Raw genomic sequence first — 26,206 nt, forward strand, 5'->3', positions numbered from 1 at the left:
ATTCCACCGCGGCGCGTCTCTGAGAAGACGCGCGCCGTCACTTCCCCGTAGCGTCGCTAGGCGGCGTAGGTGGCGGCGTTCTTGCCGGCGATACGGCCGAAGGTGTAGATGTCGGTCATGGAGCAGGAGCCAAGGCGGTTCGTGCCCATCTTGTGGCCGGCCACCTCGCCAGCGGCGTACAGGCCGGGAATCACCTGCTCATCCACGGTGAGCACCTCGGCCTCGGGCGTGATGTGCAGGCCGCCCATGGTGTAGTGCACGGCGGGCTTGCAGGCCATCAGGTAGTACGGCCCCTCCTCGATGGTGTTCATCTCGGCGCTGTAGCCAAAGTCGGGATCCTTGCCGTCGGCGCAGTACTGGTTCCACTTCTCAACGGTCTTCTTCAGCTCCTCGGCATCCACGCCCTGGGCCTGGGCCACCTCGTCGAGCGTGTCGGCCTTCACAATGACGCCGCGGCTCTCGCTATTCTCATACTCGTCAGCGTGCTGCTCCACAAGCCCCGTGGCATCGGCGGCTGCCTGGTTGAACAGCAGGTAGGCCACGCCATCGGTCTGGGCCTTGATGCCGTTGGAGATGACATCGCGGCGGTCGAGCTCCTGCACGAAGCGGTCGCCTTCCTTGTTCACGAGGATGCCGTAGTTCTCCAGGCGCACGTCGCCCACATACAGAAGCGCGCCGGTCTCAGGATCGCACACCGGGTAGGTCTGGATGTACTCCATGTCGATGGTGTCGGCGCCGATGGCCTCGGCCATGACGATGCCGTCGCCCTGGGCGGCCACCGAGTCGGTGGAGAGGATCTTGTCGTCCATCTCGGGGTTGTACTTCACGCGCATATCGACGTTCGAGCCGAAGCCGCCGGTGGCGAGCACCACGGCCTTGCACTTCACCTCGGCCTCCTCGCCGGTGACGGGGTTTTTCACCTTCACGCCCACCACTTTGCCGGCGCTGTCGGTAACCAGCTCGGTGGCCTGAGTATTGTCGATGAGCGTGATGGCGTCGATGGTCTTCACGCGGTTGGTCAGCTTCGTGGTCATCTCGGAACCCGAATGGGTGATGGGGATGATGGAGCGCTTGATGTTGTGGCCGCCGAACTGCATGAGGTCGTGCTTCCAGGAGATGCCTCCCTCGTAGGTGAGCCAGTTGGCGGAATCGAGCGCGCCGTTGGCGATGATGGCCACCAGCTCCGGGTCGCCCTTGTTGTCGCCGCCGACGAGCATATCGGAGATGAGGTTCTCGGGCGAATCCTCCACGCCCTGGGTCACCTGGATCCAGTTGCCGGGCACGGCCATCTCGCCGCCCGACAGGCACGTGTCGCCGCCGTAGACGCCCATCTTGTCCATGAGCACCACGCTCTTGCCCTCGTTAGCCGCCGTGATGGCCGCCGCGAATCCGGCGCCGCCGGCGCCCACCACGACCACATCGGCCTCCTCGGGCAGCTTCACATCGCTCTCCCATGCCTGGTAGTCGCGGTTCTTCCACTCCTCGGAATCCTGGCCCAGGGCATCGAGGGCGCTGCCCACGGCGGTGAGGAAGGCCATGGACGTGAGCGTGGCGCCGCTGACCGTGTCCACGTTGAGCGTCTGGCCGTCGATGATGGACTTCGTCATCTTCTCCATGGCCACGTCCCCCATGCCCGGCGTCTCGCGGGAGTCGAGCACGGTGATGCGGTCGATGGCGCCGTCGTTGGCGGACACCTCCACGGTGAACTTGCCGTGCTTGCCCATCCCCTCGCCGATGGCCGTGGTCGCCGTCCCTGCCGAGGCGCTCCCGGCCGCATCGGCCTTGCGCTTCTCCTGCGCCTCCTCATGGGACATCGGCGCGCAGCCGGCCAGCGCCAGCGTGCCGCCGAGCGCGGCAATGGCGCCGCCGGCGATAAACTGCCTACGAGAACAACCAGACATGATGACCTCCTTGGTCGGACTCCAGAGCGCGATGGCGCACGATACCGGCCGCCCTTCGCGAAAAGCGGCAGTTCGGTGTCGGTTGAGCGTCGTCGCTGACGGTTTCCCGTCACCTCGGCTCCCTTCGATGGCGCCATCATAGAACCGCCACAGATGCGGTCGCCATTCCGTCGCCGGCCTCAACCGAACCGTTGCCGCCCCGTTGGGATAAGGGAACCCCGAAGGAGCGAGAGACCGGCGGGATGCAACGGGGAAGGCTCAGGGAATCGGGCGGCGCGAAAGTGAGGGCCGGGGCGGAGGCGGGATGCGGGCGGGAACGACGCTGCCGAGGCGGAACGCGAGTGCGACGGCAGCGGGACGCAGGCGGGGCGGAGACGGGAAGACATCGGGAATCGGGCGGTGGCAGGCGGCGAGGAGTTGCCCTCGGGGGCGCTCTCGGGTAGGCTGTGGGGAGAACGAAGGGAGACCCGTGAACGAACTGGCCATATTGGATGCCATGCAGGCGTGGCACAACCCCGTGCTCGACCCGATCGTGGCGGCCTTCACCAGCACGAGCAACCACGGCGAGCTGTGGATTCTCCTCGGCATCGTGCTGCTGTGCTTCCGTCGCACCCGCAAGGCCGGCGCGGGCGTCCTCGTGGCCGTGGCGCTCGGGGCCATCGTGACGAACCTGACCATCAAACCGCTGCTCATGCGCCCGCGTCCCTGCGACGTGAACGCCGCCATTGCCATGATCGTGCCGCGTCCGAGCGGGTCGTCGTTCCCCTCGGGGCACACGACCGCCGCCTTCGCCGCTGCGGCCGCCCTCTGGTTCGCACGCCGACCGAAAGCGCCCGCGGGGCTCATCGCGGGCGTCACCGTGGCCGCCGTTCTCATGGGGCTCTCGCGCATGTACTGCTATGTGCACTACCCCACCGACGTGTTGGCCGGCGTCATCGTGGGCACCCTCGCGGGACTGGCCGCCGCCCGCCTCATGGATGCACTTTGGAGACGGCGCGCCGAACCCAACATTCCCCGCGGGCCCGGCACCCCCGAGCGCCCCGCCGACCCCGACGACGCAGCCGACCGCCGCGGCCCGGGTACACCCGGCACGCGGCCCTAGCCGCTGCAGGAACCGAGGCCGCCATGCGCCAGACGTACTACGCCATCGACGAGCGCCTCTGCTGCCGCTGCGGGGCCTGCCAGCGCATCTGCCCCCATGGCGCGCTCACCACCGCCGCCAACGGGGCGCCCGCCATCGACCAGGAGCGCTGCCGGCACTGCGGCATGTGCTTTCGCGCCTGCCGCTTCGGCGCCGTGGGGCGGCCCTACGAGCTCTACCGCCTGAGGGACGGCCGCTCGCGCCGAGGGCGTCCCTAGTACGACAGCGCGTGGGGAATGAACAGGCGCTGGTAGGTGCTCGTGGCGAAGCGGTCGGTCATGCCGGCGATGTAGTCGGTCACCGCGCGTAGGTCGTCGCCGTCGGAGATGGCGCGGTAGTCGGCCGGCACCTCATCGATGTGCGCGGCGTAGTAGTCGAATAAATCGGCAATGAGGTGCGTCGCCTTCTCCACCTCGGCCATCACGGGCGGCGCGGTGTACACGTTGGCGAACAGGAACGTGCGCAGCTCCATCATGGCATCCCACACCGGCTGGCTCATGCGGATGTCTCCCTCGGCAGCCGAGGTCTCCACCATGTCGCGCACGAGCGTCTCGATGCGGGCCGAGTGGTCAGCACCGAGCACGCGGTGGGTGGTCTCGGGCAGATCAGCCTCGCGCAGAATGCCCGCACGGATGGCGTCGTCGATGTCATGGTTCACGTAGGCGATGCGGTCGGCCGTGGCCACGATGCGCCCCTCCAGCGTTTCGGCGCGCAGGGTCCCCGTGTGGTTCAGAATGCCGTCGCGCACCTCGGCCGTGAGGTTCAGCCCGGCGCCCCCGTTCTCGATGCGCTCCACCACCCGCACCGACTGCTCGTTGTGGCGGTACAGGCGCGCCGCCTGCGGGCTTGCGGGATCGATGCCCCTATGGCGTGCGAGCGCGCCGGAAAGCGCCGCCTCGCCCGTATGCCCGAAGGGGGTGTGGCCCAAGTCGTGGCCGAGGGAGATGGCCTCGGTGAGGTCCTCGTTCAGCCCGAGCGCCCGCGTGATGGTGCGCGCGATCTGCGCCACCTCCAGGGTGTGCGTGAGCCGCGTGCGGAAGTGGTCGCCCTCGGACGCGAGGAACACCTGGGTCTTGTGGGAGAGCCGTCGAAACGACTTCGAGTGGAGAATCTTGTCGCGGTCGCGCTGGTAGTCGGTGCGCAGCGCATCGGGCGCCGTGGAGCGATCGCGCCCCTCGGAGTCGGCGGCGAGCGCCGCATCTTCTGCCAGCACCGCGCGCTCGCGCTGCTCCTGATCTTCCCGGCCCATCACCCGCATACCGACCTCCCTTCCACGATGCACCCAGTGTAACAAAAGAAATGACCTCCCCGAAGGAAGGTCATTAAGCCGTCGAATCGTTTCAATCCTAGTGGTGGAACAGGCGCATGCCGGTGAAGGCCATGGCGATGCCGTACTTGTTCGCCACCTCGATGACGTTGTCGTCGCGGATGGAGCCGCCGGGCTCGGCGATGTAGGCCACCCCCGACTTGCGGGCGCGCTCCACGTTGTCGCCGAAGGGGAAGAACGCATCCGACCCCACGGTCACGCCGCTCATCTGGGCGATCCAGGCCTTCTTCTCCTCGCGCGTGAGCGGCTCGGGGCGCTCGGTGAACACGCGCTGCCACTCGCCGTCGGCCAGCACGTCCTCCCACTCGTCGGAGATGTACACGTCGATGGCGTTGTCGCGGTCGGGACGGCGAATGCCCTCCACGAACGGCAGCGCGAGCACGCGCGGATGCTGGCGCAGCCACCAGTTGTCGGCCTTGTTGCCCGCCAGGCGCGTGCAGTGGATACGGCTCTGCTGGCCGGCGCCCACGCCGATGGCCTGGCCGTCCTTCACGTAGCACACGGAGTTGGACTGGGTGTACTTCAATGTGATGAGCGCCACGATCATGTCGATCTTGGCCGCCTCGGGAATCTCCTTGTTCTCGGTCACCACGTTCTCCAGCAGCGCTTCGTTGATCTCGAAGTTGTTGTGGCCCTGCTCGAAGGTGATGCCGAACACGTCCTTCAGCTCGGTCTCGGCCGGCACATAGGTTGGATCGACCTGCACCACGTTGAAGGAGCCCTTGCGTTTGGTCTTCAGAATCTCGAGCGCCTCGTCGGTATACCCCGGCGCGATGATGCCGTCGGACACCTCCTTCGCCAGGTAGCGAGCCACATCGGCGTCGCACACGTCCGACAGCGCCGCCCAGTCGCCGTAGGAGCACAGACGATCGGCCCCGCGGGCGCGGATGTAGGCGCAGGCGATGGGCGATAGCTCGCCCTCCTCTTCCACGAAGTACATGGCACGGTCAGTGTCGGTCAGCGGATGTCCCACCGCCGCACCGGCCGGCGACACGTGCTTGAAGGACGCCGCCGCCGGAAGCCCCGTGGCCTCCTTCAGTTCCTTCACGAGCTGCCAGGAATTGAAGGCGTCGAGGAAGTTGATGTAGCCGGGCTTGCCGTTCAGCACCTGGATGGGCAGGTCGCTGCCGTCCTTCATATAGATGCGCGAGGGCTTCTGGTTCGGATTGCAGCCGTACTTCAACTCAAGTTCGTTCATGAGTTTCTCCTTAATCCCCGAGGTTCTTGTTGTAGAGGGTGACCTCGCCGGCCACGTTCGCGTACAGGCTCACCTTGTTCTCGTCGTTCAAGGCCGCCCACAGCTCGTCGGCGGTCGGCAGCTTCACGGGAATGGGCTCGCCGGCGAAGGTGGGCAGCGGGTTGCCGTCGCCCTGGTAGGTGCTAATGAAGTAGCCGCAGCCCTCGTCCACGCCCTCGTAGGCGAAGAACTCGCGGATGCAGCGATCATCCGCGCCGTGCTTCAGAATGGACATCTCGAAGGTGCCGTCGGGGTTCACGATGGCCGAGATGCGCGGGGTGAAGTTCGGTGCATCGGGCTCGTACTCGCGGGCCATGCAGCCGGCGCGGAAATCGCCCGCCTCCACGATGGTGTCGGTCTGGTCGCCGTTGGTGACGACGAGCGCCTCGCCCATAGTGCGCACTGGATGGTAGATGATGAGGCTCGGGTCTTCCAGCAGCGCCGGGTCGTGGGCCTCGGTGCGGATGCCGTCGGGCTCGGTGGCGAAGATGCGGTTGCGGCTGTTCTGACTGCGACCCATGATGAAGTAGTACACGGTGTCCTTCCCCACCACGATGCCGCGCCCCGGATAGGGGTTGCTCCTCAGCAGCTCGACGAGATCTTGCATGCGCGTTCCCTTTCTCTCTGACCTGACCGCAGCACGCGGCCCCCTGCAGCGGCCCGCGCTTCCCTGCGGCACTTCCCCGCATTCCGCCCACGAAAAAGGGCAAGCCGACGCCGCGCGGATGCGCAGGTCGGCTTGCCCAGACGGTCGGCGGAAATCGCGCGCTGCTCCCCCGTGGTCTTCCACGCTTGCCCGTCAGTCACAGCACGCTGAGCTTCGCCTCGCAGGGTACCACGATTTGACGGATCCTGCGACCGAAAACGCCTCGTGCGTCCAAACCAGCCGCCCGCGGCACGCCGCATTCGGCAACGGGCGGGCAACGGTGAGTCAAAGGCTGAGGGATGTTGCCGCCGCCGTTCGGCAGACGGGGGTACTCTGGAACCAACGGACATCCGAACGAGGAAGCATCATGGCATTCCTGAGAATGAGAAAACTGACCGAGGAAGACGAGATCGGCTACTTCGCGCCGCGCACCTGGCAGTTCTGGCGCGCGCTCATCGTGGCCTTCTGCCTGTGCTGCATCATTGGGCACTGGCTGGAGATGCCCTACTGCTGGATGATGGACCACCTGTTCGGCATCGTGGATGCCGACTACGCCGTGTGGACCGACCCGTGGTACCATCCCTACTGGGTCTACGGCTTCGGTGCCGTGTTCATGACGCTGCTCATCGAGCCTTTGAAGGAGCGTCTCGTCCTGCGCCGCAAAACGCTGTGGGGCGCCTTTCTGGAGTCGCTCGTGCTCGCCATCCTCATCGCCATGGTGCTCGAGCTCGTCATCGGCTGGATGGTGAACCAACCCGATCCCGTCACCGGCGAGTACCCCTTCTGGGACAACTCGCAGCTGCCGGGCAACGTGTTCGGCCAGGCGTGGCTCGTGAACGACTTCTTCATCGGGCTGGCGGCCATGCTCTACGTGTGGATCGTGTTCCCGCTTATCTGCGAGGGATTCTCGCATCTGAGCCCGCGGGCGGCCAACGTGGCCTTCGCCTTCATCGTCATCGGGTTCGCCGCCTGCGTCACCGCCTCCTACCTGGAGCTGAGGCTCTGGGAGAAGTACTGAGGGGCGAACAGTCTCGCAACAAACGCACTGCTGGGAGAGCAGCTGCCGCCCCACGAGGCGTACCATCGGGAAAACCTACGAGAAAGGGGCCTCCTATGCCCAACGATTCCGCTGCCGCCCGTGCAGCTGCAACCACCGCGACCACCGCTGACGCCCGCGCCACTGCCCACGCCGCTTCCTCGGCGGCCGCCCGCACCGCAGCCAACCACGATGCCGTCGAGGCGGCCATTCTCGCCAACGACGAGCATGCCCTGGAGGAATCCCTGGCCGCCATGTCGCCCTTCGAGGTGAAGAACCTGCTCGCGTCCTTCGCGAAGAAGGGCGCCGAGGACAGCTCGCGCACGCTGCTGAACGCCGGCCGCGGCAACCCGAACTGGATCAACACATTGCCCCGCGAGGCTTTCTTCCTGCTCGGGCAGTTCACCATGGAGGAAGGCCGCCGCACGGCTTCCATCCCCGCCTTCGACCTGGCCGGCATGCCGGCTCAAGAGGGCTGCGCCGAGCGTCTGCTCGCCTTCCTCGACTCCCGCGGCGACGAAAAGCCGGCCCAGTTCCTGCGCCGTGCCCACGACTACCTGAAAGCCGAGGGCCTTGCACCCGATGAGTTCGTACACGAGTGGACGAGCGGCATCTCGGGCGATTTGTACCCCTTCCCCGACCGCATCCTGCCCTGCACCCAGGAGATCGTGAACCGCTACCTCGTGAAGGCCATCGGCGATGGACAAGCGCCCGAGGCTCCCTACGACCTGTTCGCCACCGAGGGCGGCACAGCAGCCATGTGCTACTTGTTCTACTGCCTGAAGTGCAACTTCCTCGTGAACCCCGGCGACCGCATCGCCCTTATGACCCCCATCTTCACGCCGTACCTGAACATTCCCACGCTGAACGACTACGACCTGAAGGTCGCCTACATCAACGCCACCACTCGCAACGCCGATGGGCTGCACACCTGGCAATACCCCGACGAGGAGCTGGAGAAGCTGGCCGACCCCTCCATCAAGCTGCTGTGCCTGGTGAACCCCTCGAACCCGCCCTCGGTGGCCATGGACGACGCCTCCCGCGAAAAGCTCGTGTCCATTGTGCGCGAGAAGAACCCGAACCTGCTCATCATCACCGACGACGTCTACGGCACCTTCGTGCCCCACTACCGCTCGCTTCTAGCCGACCTGCCTTACAACACCGCAAGCGTGTACTCCTTCTCGAAGTACTTCGGTGCCACCGGCTGGCGCCTGGCCGTCATTGCCACCGCGCAGAAGAACGCCTTCGACGACCTCATCGCCGCCCTACCCGCCGACAAGAAGCAGCAGATCGCCCAGCGATACGCGTGCCTGACCGATCACATCGAGTCGGTGAAGTTCACCGACCGCATGGTGGCCGACTCGCGGCTTGTGGCCTTGAACGGCACCGCCGGGCTCGGCACGCCCCAGCAGGTGATGATGAGCCTGTTCGCCCTGTACTGCCTGCTGGACGAGAAGGACGCCTACCGCGCCGAGATGCAGCGCCTCGTGACCAAGCGCCTCGATCTTCTGTGGAAGAGCCTCGGCTGGACTCTCGAGCCCGACCCGCTGCGAGCCGGCTACTACTCGGTCATCGATCTGGAGATTTGGGCGACGCGCCTGTACGGGGCCGACTTCTTCGCATGGCTGAAGGAGCACTACGACTCGCTCGACATCGTGGTGCGCCTGGCCCAGGACACCGGCGTGGTGCTCATGGACGGCGCCGGCTTCGACGCGCCCGAGTGGTCGGTGCGCGTGTCGCTCGCGAACCTGGATACCGAGGATTACGCCGTCATCGGCACGCGCATCGCCTCCATGCTGGACGAGTACGCCCAGGCGTGGAAGGCGGCCCGTCCCGACTGAGGAACCATTTCCGACCGAGGAGCCACTTCCGACTGAGGAGCCATTTCCAACTGAGAAGTTATTTCCGACCGAAGTGCGGTTTCTGCGACAAAAAGGTCGATTGAACGACATCAGTGGCGACAAATCTGTCGATCGAGCGACATTTTTTGCAAAAACCGCTCGATTTCGAGTCGCCAATGTCGCTCAATCAAGTGATTTGTCGCATTAAACGCGCTTGAATCGGGACGCGCCTGCCTCCTCGGCTACAATAATCGCCATTGAGATTTGCCCGCCCGCTGCCGACTCGCATAAGGCGGCGGGCCATTCCCGAGGAGGATGCATCCATGGAGAGAAGCGAGATGGCGTGTCTGGAAGCGCTGGCGGAGCTGTATCCCACAGCCGAGGAAGCAGCGACGGAAATCGCCCTGCTGGAAGGGGCGCTCGCCCTGCCGCGCGGCACGGAGCTGTTCGCCTCGGACATCCACGGCGAGTACAACGCCTTCTCCCACCTGGTGCGCAACGGCTCGGGTGCGGTGCGCGAGCTCGTGGCGGTCGTCTTCCCCGATGCCTCCGCCGACGCGCGCGCCGAGCTGGCAACGGCCGTATGCTATCCGGCCGAGAAGGCCGAGCTGGTTTTGGAAGATGCCGGCGAGGAGGCGCTCGCCGAGCTTATCGAGCGACTGGCCGCCATGGCGCGGGCGGCAGCCGAGCGGCATCTACTCGTGGAGGTCGGCGCGCTTGTTCCCGAGGACTTCGCCGCCGTCACCGGAGAGCTGCTGGCCACCCACGGCCCGGCCAAGCGCCCCTGCGCCCGGGCGATCATCGAGGGCGCCGTGGGCAGCGGGGCCGGCATCGCGCTCGCCGAGGTGCTCGGCGAGCTGACCCAGCATTTGGTGGTGGACCAGCTGCACCTCGTGGGCGACGTGTACGACCGCGGACCCGCGCCGGCCGCCATCATGGACGAGCTTCTCGCCTGCCCGAACGTGGACGTGCAGTGGGGCAACCACGACATCCTGTGGATGGGCGCGGCCCTGGGCCAGCCCGGCAGCGTGGCGAACGTCGTGCGCATCTGCGCTCGATACGGCAACCTCTCCATTCTGGAGGACGACTACGGCATCAATCTGCGCCCCCTGGCCTCCTTCGCCGCCGAGGCCTACGCCGACGACCCCTGCGCCGCCTTCGCCCTGAAGGGCAACCCCGGTCTTTCCGCCGCCGAGACGGCGCTCACCGAGAAGATCCAGAAGGCCATGGCCGTCATCCAGTTCAAGGTGGAGGCGGCCCTCATCGCCGAGAACCCCTCCTTCGGCCTGGACGACCGCAACCTGCTGCACCTCATCGACCGCGAGCACGGCACCGTGGTGGTAGACGGCGTGGAATACGAGGTCCTCGACACGAACTTCCCCACGGTGGACTGGGACGACCCCTACCGCCTGACCGAGGGCGAGCGCGCGGTGATCGAGCACTTGTGCGCGGCCTTCGCGGGCTGCGAGCGCCTACGCCGCCATGTGGACTTCTTCCTCACCCGCGGCAGCCTGTACAAGGTGGAGAACGGCAACCTCATGCTGCACGCCTGCGTGCCCCTGGCCGCCGACGGCTCACTTCTGGAGGTGACCCTGTTCGGCGAGACCTACCGCGGCAAGAGCCTCTACGACATGGTGGACGCCTCCGTGCGCGCCGCCTTCCTCGCCACCGACGAGGCCGAGCGCAAGCGCGGGCTCGACATGCTGTGGTACCTGTGGCTCGGCCCCGGCTCGCCGCTCTTCGCGAAGAGCAAGATGGCCACCTTCGAGCTGTACCTCATCGCCGACAAGGCCGCCCGCAAGGAAGTGAAGAACCCCTTCTACACGCTGCTCGATACCCCCGAGGTCGTCGACGGCATCTTCCGCGACTTCGGCATGGACCCGGACAGCTCGCGCATCATCTGCGGGCACGTGCCCGTGAAGGCGAAGGACGGCGAGGATCCGGTGAAGGCGAACGGCCGCGTCATTTGCATCGACGGCGGCTTCTCGGCGGCCTACCAGAAGACGACGGGGCTTGCCGGCTACACCCTCGTGTCGAACGCCGAGGGGCTGTTCTTGGATGCGAACACGCCCCTGCCCTCCCGCGAGGCAGCCGTGCGCGACAACGCCGACATTATCGCCACCCGGCGGCCCGTCGAGCGCTACGACGAGCCGCGCACCGTGGCCGACACCGACACGGGCGCGGTCCTGCGCGAGCGGGCCGTGCAGCTTGCGCGCCTCATCGCCGCCTACGAGAGCGGGCTCATCGCCGAGGAGCGCTAGGAACCTTCCCACGCCACGCGTTCGGCGTCGTGCATCCCGCACTCCCAACTCCGATGGCCCTCGCCGGCAGGCGGGGGCCTTCTGCTCCCCTGACGGGAAATTTTCCGAAATGCGACTAAAGGGACTATTTCTTTCGCCAGCGTCGTGCGCTAAGGTGGAAGCCACTGGAAAACCAAGCCGCGGGCCCGCGGCACCTTCCCGCTACCGCACCCCACAACCTCGGGAGGAGCCATGAGCTATAACGATATCTTCAACCGCCCCTACTTCGTCGTGCCGCCGGAGTGCCCCCAGGTGCAGCTTCTGCTCGACCGCGTCGGGAACCACCTCGGCGCCAGCGGGTGGAAAGCGGAAGACGGCGCCGCGGGCACCGTCCGCTTCAGCCTGGCCGTGTACTTCGGTACGCTTATCATGCACCCCGAGCACCCCTCTGCCGACGAGAAGGCCGTGCGGCGCGCCCTCGGATTCCCCGAGGATTGCACGCTGCGCATCGATTACGCCTGCTCGGCTGAAAAGCTCTACCTGCTGCGGGCCGGCGAGCCCGGCGGCGAGCCTGTCCCCTTCAGCGCGCTGGCCGTCGAGGGCGTCGAGGCGGCCGAGGAGCTCATCGGGGCCTTCCTCGACCAGAGCTTCCGCACCGTGCTGCTCGGACGCCGCATGGAGGACATCGACGCGGATTACCTCTTCGCCGGGGAAGAGCTCTTCTACGAGGGCTTCCTCGGGGAGAAGGGGCTGCCGCTCACGCGCCCGGCCTCGCCGAGCCCGACGGCCTTCGCCATCAACGACACCATACTCGCCACCATCCCCTAACCGCCACGTCCGCAAGCGCGGCGCGCGACCTGCAGGGAGCGTCTGCGCACCGCGGCGACCCCAACCGCCCCGCGCGCCCCGCTTGCCGTCGCCGCGAAAGTCCCCCGCCCCCGAGGGGGAGTTTCGGCTACACTTCGAGACGCATCTGTTGCCGAGCCTTGCAAGGGGGTGGTTCGCGCCCATGTCCTCCCATGACACGCTTCCCGAGAGGGAGCAGGATCTTTTTCCGCCAACCCCTCCCGAGGGGTCTATCGGCAACTTGCGGAAGACCAACATCAGCGCGCTCGGCATCGCCTTCATGCTGTTCTGCCTCGTGTCGGCCGGCGCCTTCGGCATCGAGGAGATCATCCCCGCCGCGGGCCCGGGCCTTACGCTCATCATCCTCATCGTGCTGCCCTTCGTGTGGGCGCGCCCCATCAGTCGGCTCGTGGCCGAGGCCAACGCCATCCTGCCGCGGGAGGGGGGCATCTACGCCTGGGCCAAGGAGACCTTCGGGGAGTTCTGGGGCTTTCAGGCCGGCTGGTGGACCTCCATGGACACCTACATCTCCTCGGGCGCCTACATCGCCATGGTGGGCGGCTATACCTCGCAGCTGCTCTCGCTCGACGCCGAGGGCACCTTCGTGGTGAAGCTTCTGGTGGTGGGCTGTTTTACCGTGGTGAACCTCGTGGGGCTCATCGAGGTGGAGCGCATCAGCTCGTTCTTCTCGGTGCTCATCCTCATCGTGTTCGGCATGGCCGTGGTCTTCGGGCTCGTCAACTGGCAGACGAACCCCTTCGACCCCATCTTCGCCACGCCGGAGTCTCCCATGGGCTGCTTGGTGGACTCGCTGTCCATCGGCATCTGGATGTACTGCGGCTACGAGTGCATCGCCGCCATGTCGGGGGAATACGAGGATTCGTCCCATAACGTGGCGAAGGGCTTCCGCATCGCCCTGCCGCTCATCGCGCTGTCCTACGTGCTGCCCACCCTCGCGTGCCTGGCGGCCTACCCGGCCGGCTCCTGGACTCAGTGGGGCATCGACGGCGGGTTCTCGTCCGACGTGCTCGGCTACGGCACCATCTTCTCGGCGGTGCTGGGGCACTCGGGCGTGGTGCTGTTCCTCGTCATCGCCATCATGAGCCAGTGCACCATCTACAACACCTACCTGGCAAGCGGCTCGCGCAGCTTCTGGGTGCTCTCGGAGGACAACCTGTTCCCCAAGTTCATCCGCAAGGTGGACAAGTCGGGCCGCAGCCCGTACGTGGGCGTGCTCACCATCGCCATCTCGTCGCTTGTCTTCTCGCAGTTCGACTTCACCACGATCATCGAGATGAACATCATCTTCATCCTGGCCCGCTACATGTTCCTCGGGTTCATCGTCATGCGCCTGCGCAAGATGTACCCCGTTGAGGCGCGCCCGGCCGATATGTTCGTCATCGGCGGCGGCAAGGTGGGGGTGCGGCTGTACGCGGCGCTGGCCTTCGGCATCGCCACCTTCACACTGTGCCTGAACCCGGTGGGCGGCTTCTTCGCCACCGTGCTGTTCCTCGCCTCGGGCGTGGTGGCCTACGTCATCTTCAAGAAAGCGTACGGCGGCCTTTCCGTGGACGACCCGACCGCTCACCCCGTCGACCCGCGCACGGGCCTTGCCGTGGGAGACACGCGCCGCATCGGCCTGTTCGCCCTCATCGTAGCAGGGCTGTTCGTGCTGAACGTGGCGCTGAACCTGCTGTTTCTGGGCTAGCAGGACGCACCGAGCGAGTACCCGCAGGCCGAGTGCCACGCCTTCGACCAACGAACGCGGCCCCAATGCGAAGCGGCGCCTGCCGGGAGATCCGACAGGCGCCGCGTTCTCATTTGGGGCGAAGTTCCGCCTACTTGCTCTTCTTCTTGTCGCCGAGCAGCTCGCGCACTTCCTCGCGGCCCTCGTCGTTCAACCCGCGCTCGTCGGGGCAGAGGCGCTCCAGCAGCTCCATGAGCTCGCCCATGTGCTCGCGCTCCTCGTCGCGGATGTCGGAGAGCACCTTGATGGCGTCCTTATTGTCGGTCGCCTGAATATGCGCGTCGTACTCGTGGATGGCCTCCAGCTCGCCCACCAGATCTTGGCGGATGGCGTTGGCCAACTCGCGGTCGGTCAGCTTGCGCGGGACTTCCATGACGAAGGGGTTCGAGAGAATTGCCATGATGCGTCACTCCTTAACTCGCAGGGCCCAGGCGATGCGGAAGGCACCGCCCTCGACTCGGCCATGATATCGGAGCACACGGATACTTGCTGACCCGTCCCGTCATCGTGTATCGAGCCGTTGACCCTATGTCACCGCGCCGATTACGTTCGCGGCTAGCCCTCCACTGCTACGAGGGAGAACACCTCCGCGTCGGTTTCCTCGGCGATGACGTCCCGCGGATTCAGGAAGGCGAGCTCCATCACGAAGCCGAGGCCCGCCAGATGTGCGCCGCTCGCACGCACGAGGCGCACCATGGCCGTGGTGGTGCCGCCGGTGGCCACCAGGTCGTCCACGATGAGCACCACATCGTCGGGCGTCAGGGCGTCGGCGTGGATTTCCAGCGCATCGGTGCCGTACTCCAGCACATAGGACTCGCGCAGCGTCGTGCGCGGGAGCTTGCCCGGCTTGCGGCACGGTACGAAGCCGGCCCCCAGGCGCAAGGCCACCGCCGCGCCCACGATGAAGCCGCGGGCCTCGGCGCCCACCACCTTGGTGATGCCGCGGTCGGCGAAGTGCGCGGCCAGGTCGTCCGCCATGGCGGCAAAGGCCGCGCCGTCCGCAAAGGCCGGCGTAAGATCCTGGAACACGATGCCCGGCTTCGGATAGTCGGGAATGGACACGATGAGCTCTTCGTAGGGGCGCATGAAAGCTTCCTTTCTCATTCGCAATCGAAGCTTCCCCATTGTCGCACACGGACGGCATCCCGAGCACCGGGCCACCAAGCCGTAACGCAAGCTTCGCCCGAGGAGGTGCCGGCGCACACCGCCAACTTGCCCATGTTGCCCTTATCTATCGAGATAAGATGTCGCGCAGGTAGCCGTAGCCTTCGGCTTCTAGCTTGTCGGCGGGAATGAAGCGGAGGGCGCTTCCGTTTATGCAGTAGCGTTGGCCACCCAGCTCAACTGGCCCATCTGCGAAGACGTGGCCCAGATGGCTGTCTCCGACGGCGCTGCGCACCTCCACGCGGGGCATGCCGGAGATGGACTCGTCCACCGACTCTTTGACGACGCTTTCAGCCAGCGGACGCGCGAACGACGGCCAGCCGCAGCCGGCATCGAACTTGTCCCGTGCGCTGAACAGCGGCTCGCCGGTGGCCACGTCCACGTAGATGCCGTCCTCGAACTGCTGGTCGTAGGGGTGCGTATGGGGCCTGTCTGTGGCCGCTTTTTGGGTCACCTCGAAGGCCTCGGGCGTCAGTGAGTCGCGTATCTCCTCGTCGGAGGGCCGTGTATAACCCCGGTCGGCAATGGCGAAGTCCGCGGCGTGCTCTTCCACGAAAACACGGGCGTCGGCGAGGTTCACGTGGCAGTAGCCGAAGGGATTGCGGCCTAAGTAGTCTTGGTGATAGGCCTCGGCGGGAGAGAAGTTGGCGAGTGGGGCCGCCTCGATGCGCGGGTTCTTGCCGCTCGTGCGCGCGAGACTCACCAGCGCCGAGATCACGGCGGTCCGGTCTGCGTCGTCGGTCCAGTAGATGCCTGTACGGTACTGGGTGCCGCGGTCGTTGCCCTGGCGGTTCAGCGAGAAGGGGTCCACCGTGCGCAGGTAGGCCGCCAGAAGCAGAGGCAGCGGCAGCACGTCGGCATCGTAGGTAACGCGCACAGCCTCGGCCGCGTTCGTCTCGCCGGAGCACACCTCCTCGTAGCTGGGCTCGGCCACGGTGCTGTTCGCGTAACCGACCTCGGTTTCCAGAACGCCGGGAATGCGCTTCAGGTAGGCCTCGGTGCCCCAAAAGCAGCCTCCGGCCAAGTATATCTCGCGCTGGTTCATGGCATCTCCCTTCTCGCCCGTAACGTCCGTCCCCAACATGTCCCGGGCCGCCCCGGCAGGATAGGTTAGCGCGTCAGGCGCATCTCGATATGGGGAATGCCGCCGTCGTCGAACTCGTCGGAGGTCTGCGCGAAACCGAGCTTCTCGTAGAAGCCGCGGGCCTGCACCTGAGCCTCGATGGTGATGACGTCGGCGTCCAGTTCGTCCTGAGCCACGCGGATGGCTTCTTCCATGATGCGACGCCCCGCGCCGGTGCCGCGGTTCACGGCGATAACGCGCCCGATGGAGGGAGTCTCGTGGGTCACGCCGGCCGGCAGCACCCGGGCATAGGCCGCAAGCGCGCCGTCCTCGTCGCGCAGCCACAAATGCAGCGCCTCCTTGTCGGCGTCATCTACCTCCTGGTAGGGGCTCTCCTGCTCCACGACGAACACCGCGCAGCGCAGCTTCAGCACCTCGTGATACTCGTCCAAGCTCAGCTCGTCGAAACGCTTGACGGTCAATTCCATGCCAGCCTCCTTGCCCATTGCGGTTTTCCGCGCCCTTGCAACCCTCATGCAACTCCGCGTCTTCGCGCCGCGTCGTCTCTGTTGCGCCCAACTTTTCGCGTGCCGACCATTATACGGCACGAGCACAGCGGGAGTTGCCCGCGCGCCGCGGCAGCGAAGGGCAACAGCGCGTTGCTTTACGGGACGCAGGTTCCATGGTTGAATGAAGGAGCTCAAAAGACCCACCACACCTTCAGAGAAGGAGACTGCCATGCCCCTGAAAGACACCCTGCCCGAGCTGCGCGAACGCGCCGGGCTCACTCAACAGCAGCTGGCCGAGAAGCTCTACGTCACCCGCCAGGCCGTCTCGCGCTGGGAGACGGGCAAGACAGAGCCGAGCGTCGATATGCTCAAGCTGCTGGCCGTCACCCTGGGCGTTCCTGTCACGGCGCTGATCGAACTGCCGCCCGAGGGCACCTTCTGCCAAAGCTGCGGCATGTTCCTGGCCCAGGACGGCGACCGGGCCCACGCAGCCGACGGAACCACCGAGGCCGACTGGTGCAAATGGTGCATGGAAGATGGCAAGATCGTGGACCCGGACGAGACCATGGAGGAGATGATCGAGCGCTGCGCCCCGTACATGGTGGAATCCGGTTCCTTTGCCACCCTGGACGAAGCCGTCTCCCTCCTCGGGGCCGTCCTTCCCCAACTGAAACGCTGGCGCTCATAGGAAGCAGCGGGCAACTGTGCGGAGCCTCAAGCCCCGCTTTACTCCGCTCCATATTTCCCTATCGCATGAGGGCGGTTCTGAAATATATGCCGCCCTAATGCGACAAGATGCGCAGAACGTCCCTGCCGTGCGCCCCGTCTTCAGGAGCAAGCATCAACCACGCCTGATGGTTCGGATCGTCCAGCGCTTCCCACACCCGAAGGAGCCTCTTACTGTCGGAGCCCCTCATCTGCATCCTCATAGTCCGAACATCTCCTACACAGGCGCAGAGAAGCGCTGCATCCTGCAGATGGCGTTCGCGATCACGTCTATCGGTTTGGAAAGCCGCAGCCTTGAGCACGATCGCCCCGAGCAAATTGGGCACGGCAATTTCGCAGCGCTGTTGCCCATAATGCACTTCAACGGGAATTCTCCGATCAAGGGCCTGAGCGCCTCCGGGAATCTCCATCATCGGCCAACGCTGCAGTTTCGCCTGCGCCTGCCTACGTGAGGGGAGATGATCGGCCACAAGGATGTCGACGACCCTGTCTTCGGTTTTCATTCGATGGAACGGACCGCCTCGCAACCCCGGCTCCTGAATCGCAAACCCGAGCCCTTCGAGCCTTCGTACCAAAGCCGAGACGCTCGCACCGGCAGTCATAAGGTTGATAAGCATGTCCACGTCCTTGGTGCTTCGCGACGTTTTCCCAGCAAGAAGCGCATGCGTTTGCACCATGAGACCCCCAACGAGGACCCAGCTATCGGATTTGATCGTCTTTGCAATGGAGCAAACGGTATCCCACGGAGGGAGACCCTCATCGATATAAACCGTTTTTCCTTCCATCGATGAGCCCCTCCAGTCTTTCGAGTCCCGCACGCCTTGTCCGAATATCAAGAGATTCCGCCAAATCGAGCGCAACAACCGCCTCGGGCATCGGCGACATCTCTTTCAGACAACTTCCCTCAGCTACATGCAAGATGAAATTGCCACGAGAATCACTTTCGGCAAAGCAGCGCGCTCTGAGTCGGCTCAACTCTACTGCGTCGATATAGCCTTCGTGAATGTTTTTCGATAAAACCAAATCGAAATCATAGAAGTCGAGTGCACTCAGCCCCGATGGTCGCACCATGGACATCGCCTCGTCGACAAAAGAATCGTCGATGCGCAAGCACACCACCTGCGCACGCCTGCGGCACTTTGCCGCCAAGCCTTCCGCAGAAACTTCCTCAAGGGCCTGAGTCGCCCGCCTCTTCTGATGGTAGCTGAGCCAGAAAGCCTCAGCGCCCGAGAGCATCCAAAGGATACCCATGGCCATGGAGGGGCCGAAGGGACGTCCGGCTTTCCGACCGAAAGCCTGATATCGGAGAAGCGAGGTTGCCTCGACGAGAGTTGTGCGCTCGGAGACCTTCTGGGCGTCCACCATGCCGCTCTTGATGAGCTCGTACACACGATGGCTGCCCACGCCGAGTCGTTGGGCCGCATCCGCCACCGACAAGTAGCCCGGTATGTTCCCACGGGTAATCACGCCATAAATAGTATCTTAAATTACTAATTATGTAAAACCAACCCTATCGCTCCCTCATCGCCATGAAGTCCCAGATGCCGGCAGCCGCGACCTTGCCGTTGGTCGGGGTTGCGGGGCCAGTGAGGGTAACCGCTTTGTTGCAAGTGGGGAAACACTGCGATGCAAAAGATGACCGCAACTCTAAGATATTCATGCAACAAGTTTCCCAATTCCCCGACAACGAGGAGGTTGCATGGACATCCAGAACGTCACGGTCGCCGGCGGCGGCGTGCTCGGCAGCCAGATCGCTCTGCAGAGCGCTTACAAAGGCTTCAATGTCACCCTGTGGCTGAGAAGCGAGGGCTCCATCGAGCGCACTCGCCCCAAACTGGAGCGTTTGCGCGGCATCTACCAGCAGACCCTCGCGGCCCTGAAGAACGACCCCAAGGCATGGTGCCGCGGTCTTACCGACTCGGCCGATGTGCCGGCCGAGAAGATCGACGAGCTGATCGCGCAGGTGGACACCGCTTTCGACAGCATCGTGCTCACCACCGACCGCGAGGCGGCCTTCGGCGACGCCGACCTGGTCATCGAGGCCATCGCCGAGGTGATGGAGGAAAAGGACGCCTTCTACTCCTCCATCAAGGACATCCTGCCGGCGCGCACCATCCTGTGCACGAACTCCTCCACGCTGCTGCCGAGCGCCATGATGGGATTCACCGGGCGCGCGGACAAGTTTTTGGCCCTGCACTTCGCCAACAACATCTGGCAGAACAACACCGCCGAGGTGATGGGCACCGCCGAGACGAGCCCCGAGGCCTACCAGGCCGTAGTGGATTTCGCCCGCGCCATCGCCATGATTCCCCTGGAGCTGAAGAAGGAGCAGCCGGGCTATCTGCTGAACAGTATGCTCGTGCCCTTCCTGAACTCCGCCGAGGCGCTGCTCGCCAACGGCGTGGCCGATGTGGAGACCATCGACGCAGCCTGGACGCTCGGCACCGGCGCGCCGCTGGGCCCCTTCCGCATCCTGGACATCGTGGGGCTCACCACCGCCTACAACATCGTGGCCGCAAGCCCGGCCGCCCAGGACCCGGACAGCGTGGCCGCCCGCATCGCCGCCCTGCTGAAGCAGCGCATCGACGAGGGCAAGACCGGCATCAACGCCGGCGAGGGCTTCTACTCCTACCGCTAAGAACAGCAGCGGCCGGCGCACCCCACCGCACCGGCCGCCTATTCACTCAGGCGCACAGACAATCAAGCCCAACGCCGAGGGCAATGCGCAAGAGAGCGCGCGAGAGCGCCCGGGGCCTCAGACCTCCTCGCCCTCTTCGGCAAAGGCGCGCACGACCTCGATGAGGTCGGTGCGGGAGGAGACCTCGAACTTGCGGTAGATGCTCTTGGTATGGGAGCGCACCGTGGAGTCGGAAATGAACAGGGCCTTGGCGATGTAAGGCGACGTGTAGCCCTTCACCAAGTAACCGAACACCTCGCGCTCGCGCTTCGAGAGAGCCCGGCGTGCCGCCAGCATCTCGCAGGCCTCGTCGAAGGCCAGCCGCGCCGCGCCGTCCGTCCCTTCGGCCTCTCCCTCCGACACCATGGCCTCGCGCAAGCGGCGCAATTGGAAGGCCGGTGCCAGCATGAGGAACACGAAATAGGCCATGGCCACAACCATAAGGGCCGCCCCAGCCTCCTCGGACGTGGCCTCGATACCGGAGAGCAGATTGGCCGCCACCGACGCTGCCGCCGCCAGCGCGAAGGGAGGAGCCACCACCAGTGCCGGCGGAAACTCCCGCTGCGCGACCACATGGGCGCAGCACACGACCGCGAACACCCCGATCATCGAGAAGAACGCGAAGGCAAGACCAGCCGAAAGCGTGGAGGCGAACGTCTCCTTGGGGAAGGCGAGCAGCACCACGAGCACACCGGCGCAGACGGGAAACACCGTCCAGAACAGCGTGGGGGCAATGGGCTTCTCGCGACGGGCAAAGACGGCGATCACCAGCGTGAGCAACGAGCCGACGAGCAGGCCCGTCGAGGAATCGAAGGTGAAATCCCCCACGGTTACCCCCGGCAGGATATTGCCCAGAAGCGCGAAGGGCACAAGGCCGATAGCCGCCGTAGCGATCACCGAGAAGGCGCTGCGCGCCGAAAGCAGCGCAGAGAGACCTTCTGCGACCGAAGCGCGACCGTCCCCCACATGGGGCGCGGAGCCTTCGCATCCGCCATCTCGGCTGCCTCGCCACGCCCAGCCTCCGGCCAGCGCCGCGCACAGCAGCCACGTAACGGCGCCGCCCTCTCCGGGAAGCAGTCCGATGAGCCGCGACGCCGCGAACACCCCGAGTCCGATAAGGGCGCCGACAAAGAGCATGCGCGAGAAATCCGTGGCCTTGGTCTGGGCGCACCACCACAGGCCCAACGGTACCACACCGAGACCCGCCGCCGCACCGCCAAAGGACGCCGCCAAGTCGCTTCGGCCCAGCAGCGCGGCCAGCAGCACGGTATAGCCGAGAACATAGGCCACGACGGCGGCCCGCAAAACATGACGACTGAGAAGGCTGCGGAACGGCCGAAGGCCAAAAGCGAGCAGGGCCAGCAGCGCCGAGGCCAAGCATCCGATAGGCAGCGCCGATGCGAAAGCGTCGACGGGACCGAGGGCCGCATGTGCTTCACCGAGCAAGCCGCCACGCAAAAAGCACGGTACCCACGGGCAGAGGAAGGCCACCGTGAGCAGCCCGATTCCCGCTGATTTCATCTCGATCGACTTCCCGTCGACTCCGTTGTCCATAACCCCTCCTTTTCCGCCCCAGTATACCAAAGGGCGCAGGCCGAACCATACGCTCGGGGCACCCCGCCTGAGGAGGGATGCCCCGAAACGCAAACACTCTTCTCTTGTTGAACCGCCGCGGCTTTGTTCTGCGATCCGCGACGAGCGAGAGGGTCAGGCGCGGCGCCGGCCTGGAGGGGAGGAACGCCGGCGCCGCGCCCGACCGCAAGCGGGAAATGTCTAGCCGAGGAACTTCGCCACCGACTTACCGCACTCGAAGCCCAGCGTGATGGCCATCTGCAGCGACACGCCGGAGGTCGGGGTGATGTACTCGTAGCCGAAACGGCGGCCGCAGTCGTTGCCGGAAGCGTACAGACCCGGGATGGGCTTGAAATCGGGGCCGAGCACGTTCTGGTCGGCGTCGGTCAAAAGACCGCCGCAGGTGCACATAATCTCGCCGAACTCGGTCGTACCGGAGCAGGCGTAGAAGGGACCCTCCTCCACCGGGAACAGCACCGCCGCATCGCGGCCGAACTCCTCGTCGCGGCCGCTCTTGCAGTACTCGTTCCAGCGCTCGATCTGAGCCACGAACTCAACGGGATCGATGCCGGCGGCCTGGGCCAGGCCCTCGAGCGTATCAGCGCAGATGATCTCGGGATGCTGGAACATCGCACCGGGACCCTCTTCTTCCTTCTTCTCGGGCTCCACGTAGGTGCCCTCGAATTTCTGGCGCGCCACCTCCATATCCTTGGCCATGGATTCCATGTTCATAGCCGTCGGCGACGTGAAGCCGTGCTGCGATACCGTATAGCGGCGGTATTCCAGGAAGTTGTTGTCGAACACGCAGGTGACAGGCTCGCGCGGCAAATACACACTGGCTGTTCCGCGCTGCTCGGCCACGGGATAGAACTCGTTGCAGAAGCGCTTGCCATCGGGACGCACCCACACGGCCTGGGGCAACGTGTAGTTCATCATAGACGGTGAGGCGATGAACTTCGAGTTCATGCCGGGAATGAAGGGCTCCAGGCGACCGCCGGCCCAGTAGGCCATCTTGATACCGTCGCCCTGGTACTGCATGTTGGACACATCGCCCTCGAAGCGGATGTTCTGGTGCGCGTCCTTCCACACCTCGTCCTCCACCATGTTGTCGGCGATCTCGGGGATAAGGTCGCAGAGCATCTCCTCGTTGTAGGCGAATCCACCTGTGGCGATTACCACAGCCTTGCAACCGAACTTAAGGTAGCTGTCGGTGGCTTTGTCCAGCGCGTAGATGCCGGCCACCGCGCCGTCCTCCATGATGAGCTGCACACCGCGGGTATTGAAGCGGAACTCAGCGCCGGCCTCCTTGGCCGCCTCGCGGTTGTAGCCCTGCACCTTGGTCTGGCTGCACTCGCCGTAGCAGTCCACCGTGCCGTTAAAGAACTTAATCGGGCCTATGGCATCCATCATGGTTGAGTAGTCGTCCTCAGGCCCCGGCGTGTCCATATGAGCCATGGTGGCAACGTCCTCATCGGTTACGCGGTCATAGTACTTGTCGATGTTCGCGCCCATGTTCTGGCAGTAGCGCATGACGAGCGCCTGGTTGATCTGATTGCCGGTGATGATGGCCCAATTCTGGAAAAACTCGACAGGATCAACCTCGGGAATGTCGGCCGTGGGATTCACCCGACGCAGGATCTGCGAATTGTGGGCTGCCGACTGATTGCCGCAGGCCGCGTAGGTGTCCTCGGCCTGGGTTTCCAGCAGCACGACCTTCTTGCCGGATTCCGCCAGCTCGCGGGCCGCGCACACGCCGGCATACCCGTGGCCGACGACGACGGCGTCGTAGGTGCCGGCATCTTCGAACTCGGCCGGCGGCTCGGGCTCGGTGCGCCATGCAGCCTGCGCAGGCGCGGCGCCCTCGCCCGTGGCGGCCAGACCGTCGCCCTCGCCGGCCGCAGTTGCCTGCTGCGCCTGCGGGGCGCATCCACCCAAGGCCGCAGCCCCCAGCACGCCCGCACCCAAGAATCCAGCGCCCTGCAGGAAATGCCTGCGGGAAAACTCCTTCGCTCCGTTGCTCATGGTATCCACCTTCCTCGCGTTGCGCGCCGAAGCTCGGCGCTCCCTCGGTCGGACGCCGGCCCCTCGCCGACGCCCCTTGACGGGAGGAAGCATAGCCGCAGCGAAGGAGCCTTGGGAATCAACGAACCTGGGGAATTTGCCGCGAGACGGCGCAGATCCCCGCTGGACGAAATGGGGGAGAAACCGAGAAATGCCTGATGAACGCATCAACGCCGGCGAGGGCTTCTACTCCTACCGCTAAGAACAGCAGCGGCCGGCGCACCCTACCGCGCCGGCCGCTCCGCTCGGGCATGTTTCCCACGCGCTCTACTCCTCCAGCTCGCGCTCAAGCTCTTGGCGGCGCTTGATGGCGGAGTGGAACTGCAGGCCGACAAACCCCATGGCGAGCCCGAAGCCCATGACGAAGTAGACGATGCCCATGGCCACATCCCCCGCCCAGGTCACGTTCTCCACTCCGACGATCTGCACCTCGGCCGCAATGCGCAGACCCGTCGTGAGCACGAAGAGCAGCGCGCCGGTCAGAACGGACAGCACCGCCACGTAATCCCACGGCACCTTGTCCACCGTGGCCAGGCGCATGCGATCGCTCGTGATGCCGTGCTTCGTCTCCAGATACAGCGATACGAAGCACGCCACGATGATGACCCCGAACTGCAGTTGGATGGGGTCCACCAGCCTCTCCCCCACCGCCGTAACCACCGCAGTGTCGGTGGTGAAGGCCACCTGGTCGAGCATCATTCCGTAGTAACAGCAGATCACCGAGCCGAAGAGCAGGATTATAAAGCCCACCTTGGCACAGCGGTTGCTCACGGCCTCGAGGCGCTCGTCCTTCGGCCCCATGTACTCGTTCCAACGTTTCACAAGGTTCATATGACCACTCCTATTCCCAGAACAGATCGTTCAGCGTTTTGCCGAGCGCGATGCAAATGGCCCGGCAGAGCTTCAGGCTGGGGTTATAGCGCCCCGCCTCAATGAGCCCGATGGTCTGCCGTGTGGCCCCCACGCGCTCGGCCAGATCCGATTGCGACAGCCCCGCTTCCATGCGGGCCGTCTTCATGCGCAGGTTCTTCTCGCCTTCCAAACCACTCCTTCCCTCGTGCGGACTGATGTAAGATATATCTTCCATTTGCAAAGTATATATTGCATCCAGAAGATGTCAAGGGAAAATGAGAGCGCACCACACCGTCAGAGCGGGAACGGGGAAAAGCGCCTGAAAGGCAACGCCGGCCTAGACCAGTTTCGAGGTATCGAGGGCCTCGGCGGGATCGACGTTGCGCAGAAGCGCGGGGTTCTCGAACAGTGGCAGGCAGATGAGCTCCTCGCGGTCGAAGGAGGCGGCCCCGCGCCCGAGCAAGCTCTCGTAGAACTTCACCAGGAACGACTCATCGGGGAAGATGTCCGCGGGAACGTTGCGGTACATGGCCCGCACGAGAGCATCGCGGAAGTAACGGGCATGGTGCTCGAAGGGCTCGTTGGACACATCGAAGCCGAGCTGGTTCAGATAGAGTGCCGAGAACACGGCGACGGTGCGCGTGTTGCCCTCGTAGAAGGGGTGGATCTGCCAGAGAAAGGCGATGCTGTGGCAGAAACCGGCCAGCTCGTCTTCTGCAAGGGCACCGTAGGACTTCGCCTGCTCCGCCGCGAAGACGCCCTTGAGCGCCATCTCGTAGGCCAGCGGATCGGCGTAGAGTACGCTGTCGCCGTTGAGGATGTCCTCCTGCTTGACCATACGCTCGGCCTTGAACTCGCCGGGGTGGTACACCGCCGCATCGAGGTCTTGGAACAGGTAGCGGTGAATTTCCGGAAGCATCTCGGGTGCGAGGCAGAAGGGGGCCGCCGCCAGCAACTCGGCGATGCGCTGGCCGACCAGATCGGCCTCAAGCGACGCCTCGTCATGGCCCGCAGCATGATGCGCCCGCACCAGCTCGCCCGTCTCGGCCAGCGTACGCTTACCGGCGATGTAGGCGTCGGCCGCTTGGCGCACGTAGGGGGAAACCTCCAAGCCGTCCACGGCCTGCAGCCCGATGGCCACGGCCCAGTAGTGGCGCCGCGCCGCCTCCGACTCGTGCGCGCGAGCCGGCTCGTATGCGAAGTCGTCCAAGCCCTCGGCCGTCATGCCGCGTCGCCGCCCTTCTCCATCGCCGTCAATTCCGCAGCCCATTGTATACCAAGGGCATCAGCACGAGCCACGCAGCTGCAAGACTGCTTGCAAGCCGCGACCACTCCACGTTTCGCCTTCGGGTTCTTACCTCCAACGGCGGCAAACGAGCGATCCCGCAAAAGCCCGTTTCGCCAAAGGGCGCCATGCCGTGAGCTATACTTATGCTTGCAAGGCCCCGCGAGAGGAGGTGCGCTATGGAAGATGCCCACGATCACGAGCGCCCCGCTCCCGCGATAACAACAATCGCGTTTTTTGGCTTGAAAACGACGGTTTTGTTACGCGAAGCGCTTCCTGAGTGGCCAAAATGTATTACGAAGGCCGCGTTTGGCCTGGAAGCGTAATACCCGCGC

Annotated in this window: 25 protein-coding genes and 1 riboswitch; of the genes, 10 read left to right on the top strand and 15 right to left on the bottom strand. The window is 65.0% G+C overall.

Translation table 11 applies throughout. The features are described 5' to 3' along the window. Positions 1 to 56: 56 nt before the first annotated feature. A complete protein-coding gene (locus tag Q5064_RS05650; protein WP_302962935.1) occupies positions 57 to 1,901 on the bottom strand; it encodes a flavocytochrome c in 1,845 nt (614 codons plus the stop codon). A 469-nt stretch (positions 1,902 to 2,370) separates the two neighbouring features. On the opposite strand from Q5064_RS05650, the gene Q5064_RS05655 reads away from it, so the two are divergent. Next, positions 2,371 to 3,003 (top strand): phosphatase PAP2 family protein, encoded by a 633-nt coding sequence (locus tag Q5064_RS05655; protein WP_302962936.1) that lies wholly within the window; start codon positions 2,371 to 2,373, stop codon positions 3,001 to 3,003. Between the two features lie 23 nt (positions 3,004 to 3,026). After that, positions 3,027 to 3,260 carry an ATP-binding protein gene (locus Q5064_RS05660; protein ID WP_302962937.1) on the top strand — a complete coding sequence of 78 codons (234 nt, stop codon included), beginning with the start codon at positions 3,027 to 3,029 and terminating at the stop codon, positions 3,258 to 3,260. Here the strand turns inward: Q5064_RS05660 and Q5064_RS05665 are convergent. The 3 genes from Q5064_RS05665 to Q5064_RS05675 all read right to left on the bottom strand — a co-directional run bounded on the left by Q5064_RS05665 (position 3,257) and on the right by Q5064_RS05675 (position 6,213). After that, positions 3,257 to 4,300 carry a deoxyguanosinetriphosphate triphosphohydrolase gene (locus tag Q5064_RS05665; protein WP_302962939.1) on the bottom strand — a complete coding sequence of 348 codons (1,044 nt, stop codon included), beginning with the start codon at positions 4,298 to 4,300 and terminating at the stop codon, positions 3,257 to 3,259. The genes Q5064_RS05660 and Q5064_RS05665 overlap by 4 nt on opposite strands. Before the next feature lie 88 nt (positions 4,301 to 4,388). Further along, positions 4,389 to 5,567 carry a phosphoribosylaminoimidazolecarboxamide formyltransferase gene (locus Q5064_RS05670; protein ID WP_302962940.1) on the bottom strand — a complete coding sequence of 393 codons (1,179 nt, stop codon included), beginning with the start codon at positions 5,565 to 5,567 and terminating at the stop codon, positions 4,389 to 4,391. A gap of 10 nt (positions 5,568 to 5,577) precedes the next feature. After that, the gene (locus tag Q5064_RS05675) at positions 5,578 to 6,213 is read right to left on the bottom strand and encodes an IMP cyclohydrolase (protein ID WP_302962942.1); all 636 of its coding nucleotides are present in this window, start codon (positions 6,211 to 6,213) and stop codon (positions 5,578 to 5,580) included. Between the two features lie 127 nt (positions 6,214 to 6,340). Next, positions 6,341 to 6,423: riboswitch (ZMP/ZTP riboswitch) on the bottom strand. A gap of 196 nt (positions 6,424 to 6,619) precedes the next feature. Between Q5064_RS05675 and Q5064_RS05680 the strand changes: the two genes are divergently transcribed. From Q5064_RS05680 to Q5064_RS05700, 5 genes are all read left to right on the top strand, one after another. Next, entirely contained in the window at positions 6,620 to 7,270 is a 651-nt protein-coding gene (locus Q5064_RS05680) for a hypothetical protein (protein WP_302962944.1), read from the top strand. A 95-nt stretch (positions 7,271 to 7,365) separates the two neighbouring features. Further along, on the top strand, positions 7,366 to 9,129 hold the full coding sequence (locus tag Q5064_RS05685) for a bifunctional aspartate transaminase/aspartate 4-decarboxylase (RefSeq protein WP_302962946.1): 1,764 nt from the start codon (positions 7,366 to 7,368) through the stop codon (positions 9,127 to 9,129). 323 nt (positions 9,130 to 9,452) lie between these two features. Further along, the gene (locus Q5064_RS05690; RefSeq protein WP_302962947.1) at positions 9,453 to 11,390 is read left to right on the top strand and encodes a fructose-1,6-bisphosphatase; all 1,938 of its coding nucleotides are present in this window, start codon (positions 9,453 to 9,455) and stop codon (positions 11,388 to 11,390) included. Positions 11,391 to 11,621: 231 nt separating this feature from the next. Beyond that, on the top strand, positions 11,622 to 12,197 hold the full coding sequence (locus tag Q5064_RS05695; protein ID WP_302962948.1) for a hypothetical protein: 576 nt from the start codon (positions 11,622 to 11,624) through the stop codon (positions 12,195 to 12,197). 259 nt (positions 12,198 to 12,456) lie between these two features. Next, positions 12,457 to 13,923, top strand: coding sequence for an APC family permease (locus Q5064_RS05700; RefSeq protein ID WP_302962950.1), 1,467 nt, complete (start codon positions 12,457 to 12,459; stop codon positions 13,921 to 13,923). A 130-nt stretch (positions 13,924 to 14,053) separates the two neighbouring features. On the opposite strand, the gene Q5064_RS05705 is transcribed toward Q5064_RS05700, so the two are convergent. From Q5064_RS05705 to Q5064_RS05720, 4 genes are all read right to left on the bottom strand, one after another. Next, the gene (locus Q5064_RS05705; RefSeq protein ID WP_289636259.1) at positions 14,054 to 14,362 is read right to left on the bottom strand and encodes a ubiquinone biosynthesis protein COQ7; all 309 of its coding nucleotides are present in this window, start codon (positions 14,360 to 14,362) and stop codon (positions 14,054 to 14,056) included. A gap of 155 nt (positions 14,363 to 14,517) precedes the next feature. Continuing rightward, positions 14,518 to 15,048: an adenine phosphoribosyltransferase gene (locus Q5064_RS05710; RefSeq protein WP_302962953.1), complete on the bottom strand. Its 531-nt coding sequence runs from the start codon at positions 15,046 to 15,048 to the stop codon at positions 14,518 to 14,520. Between the two features lie 145 nt (positions 15,049 to 15,193). Beyond that, positions 15,194 to 16,171 carry a peptide-methionine (R)-S-oxide reductase MsrB gene (gene msrB, locus Q5064_RS05715; RefSeq protein ID WP_302962954.1) on the bottom strand — a complete coding sequence of 326 codons (978 nt, stop codon included), beginning with the start codon at positions 16,169 to 16,171 and terminating at the stop codon, positions 15,194 to 15,196. A 65-nt stretch (positions 16,172 to 16,236) separates the two neighbouring features. Next, the gene (locus tag Q5064_RS05720) at positions 16,237 to 16,677 is read right to left on the bottom strand and encodes a GNAT family N-acetyltransferase (protein WP_302962955.1); all 441 of its coding nucleotides are present in this window, start codon (positions 16,675 to 16,677) and stop codon (positions 16,237 to 16,239) included. A gap of 250 nt (positions 16,678 to 16,927) precedes the next feature. On the opposite strand from Q5064_RS05720, the gene Q5064_RS05725 reads away from it, so the two are divergent. Further along, positions 16,928 to 17,386: a zinc ribbon domain-containing protein gene (locus Q5064_RS05725; protein ID WP_302962956.1), complete on the top strand. Its 459-nt coding sequence runs from the start codon at positions 16,928 to 16,930 to the stop codon at positions 17,384 to 17,386. Between the two features lie 94 nt (positions 17,387 to 17,480). On the opposite strand, the gene Q5064_RS05730 is transcribed toward Q5064_RS05725, so the two are convergent. Both Q5064_RS05730 and Q5064_RS05735 read right to left on the bottom strand, forming a co-directional pair. After that, positions 17,481 to 18,209, bottom strand: coding sequence for a hypothetical protein (locus Q5064_RS05730; RefSeq protein WP_302962957.1), 729 nt, complete (start codon positions 18,207 to 18,209; stop codon positions 17,481 to 17,483). Then, positions 18,181 to 18,813: a hypothetical protein gene (locus Q5064_RS05735; RefSeq protein ID WP_302962958.1), complete on the bottom strand. Its 633-nt coding sequence runs from the start codon at positions 18,811 to 18,813 to the stop codon at positions 18,181 to 18,183. Before Q5064_RS05735 ends, Q5064_RS05730 begins: the two co-directional genes overlap by 29 nt. Before the next feature lie 310 nt (positions 18,814 to 19,123). On the opposite strand from Q5064_RS05735, the gene Q5064_RS05740 reads away from it, so the two are divergent. Beyond that, complete coding sequence (locus tag Q5064_RS05740) at positions 19,124 to 20,062, top strand: 3-hydroxyacyl-CoA dehydrogenase (RefSeq protein ID WP_302962959.1); 939 nt, start codon at positions 19,124 to 19,126, stop codon at positions 20,060 to 20,062. Positions 20,063 to 20,179: 117 nt separating this feature from the next. On the opposite strand, the gene Q5064_RS05745 is transcribed toward Q5064_RS05740, so the two are convergent. The 5 genes from Q5064_RS05745 to Q5064_RS05765 form a co-directional block, all read right to left on the bottom strand. Continuing rightward, positions 20,180 to 21,655 carry a helix-turn-helix transcriptional regulator gene (locus Q5064_RS05745; RefSeq protein WP_302962960.1) on the bottom strand — a complete coding sequence of 492 codons (1,476 nt, stop codon included), beginning with the start codon at positions 21,653 to 21,655 and terminating at the stop codon, positions 20,180 to 20,182. A gap of 219 nt (positions 21,656 to 21,874) precedes the next feature. After that, positions 21,875 to 23,695, bottom strand: coding sequence for an FAD-dependent oxidoreductase (locus Q5064_RS05750; protein ID WP_302962961.1), 1,821 nt, complete (start codon positions 23,693 to 23,695; stop codon positions 21,875 to 21,877). A gap of 306 nt (positions 23,696 to 24,001) precedes the next feature. Beyond that, positions 24,002 to 24,565 (bottom strand): hypothetical protein, encoded by a 564-nt coding sequence (locus Q5064_RS05755; protein ID WP_302962963.1) that lies wholly within the window; start codon positions 24,563 to 24,565, stop codon positions 24,002 to 24,004. Positions 24,566 to 24,575: 10 nt separating this feature from the next. After that, positions 24,576 to 24,752: a helix-turn-helix transcriptional regulator gene (locus Q5064_RS05760; protein WP_368389098.1), complete on the bottom strand. Its 177-nt coding sequence runs from the start codon at positions 24,750 to 24,752 to the stop codon at positions 24,576 to 24,578. Positions 24,753 to 24,923: 171 nt separating this feature from the next. Then, positions 24,924 to 25,811 (bottom strand): Fic family protein, encoded by an 888-nt coding sequence (locus tag Q5064_RS05765; protein WP_302962965.1) that lies wholly within the window; start codon positions 25,809 to 25,811, stop codon positions 24,924 to 24,926. A 239-nt stretch (positions 25,812 to 26,050) separates the two neighbouring features. Between Q5064_RS05765 and Q5064_RS05770 the strand changes: the two genes are divergently transcribed. Further along, positions 26,051 to 26,197 (top strand): hypothetical protein, encoded by a 147-nt coding sequence (locus Q5064_RS05770; protein ID WP_302962966.1) that lies wholly within the window; start codon positions 26,051 to 26,053, stop codon positions 26,195 to 26,197. Positions 26,198 to 26,206 lie beyond the last annotated feature (9 nt).

This window comes from uncultured Adlercreutzia sp., from assembly GCF_958431955.1.
Taxonomy (GTDB): Bacteria; Actinomycetota; Coriobacteriia; order Coriobacteriales; family Eggerthellaceae; genus Adlercreutzia.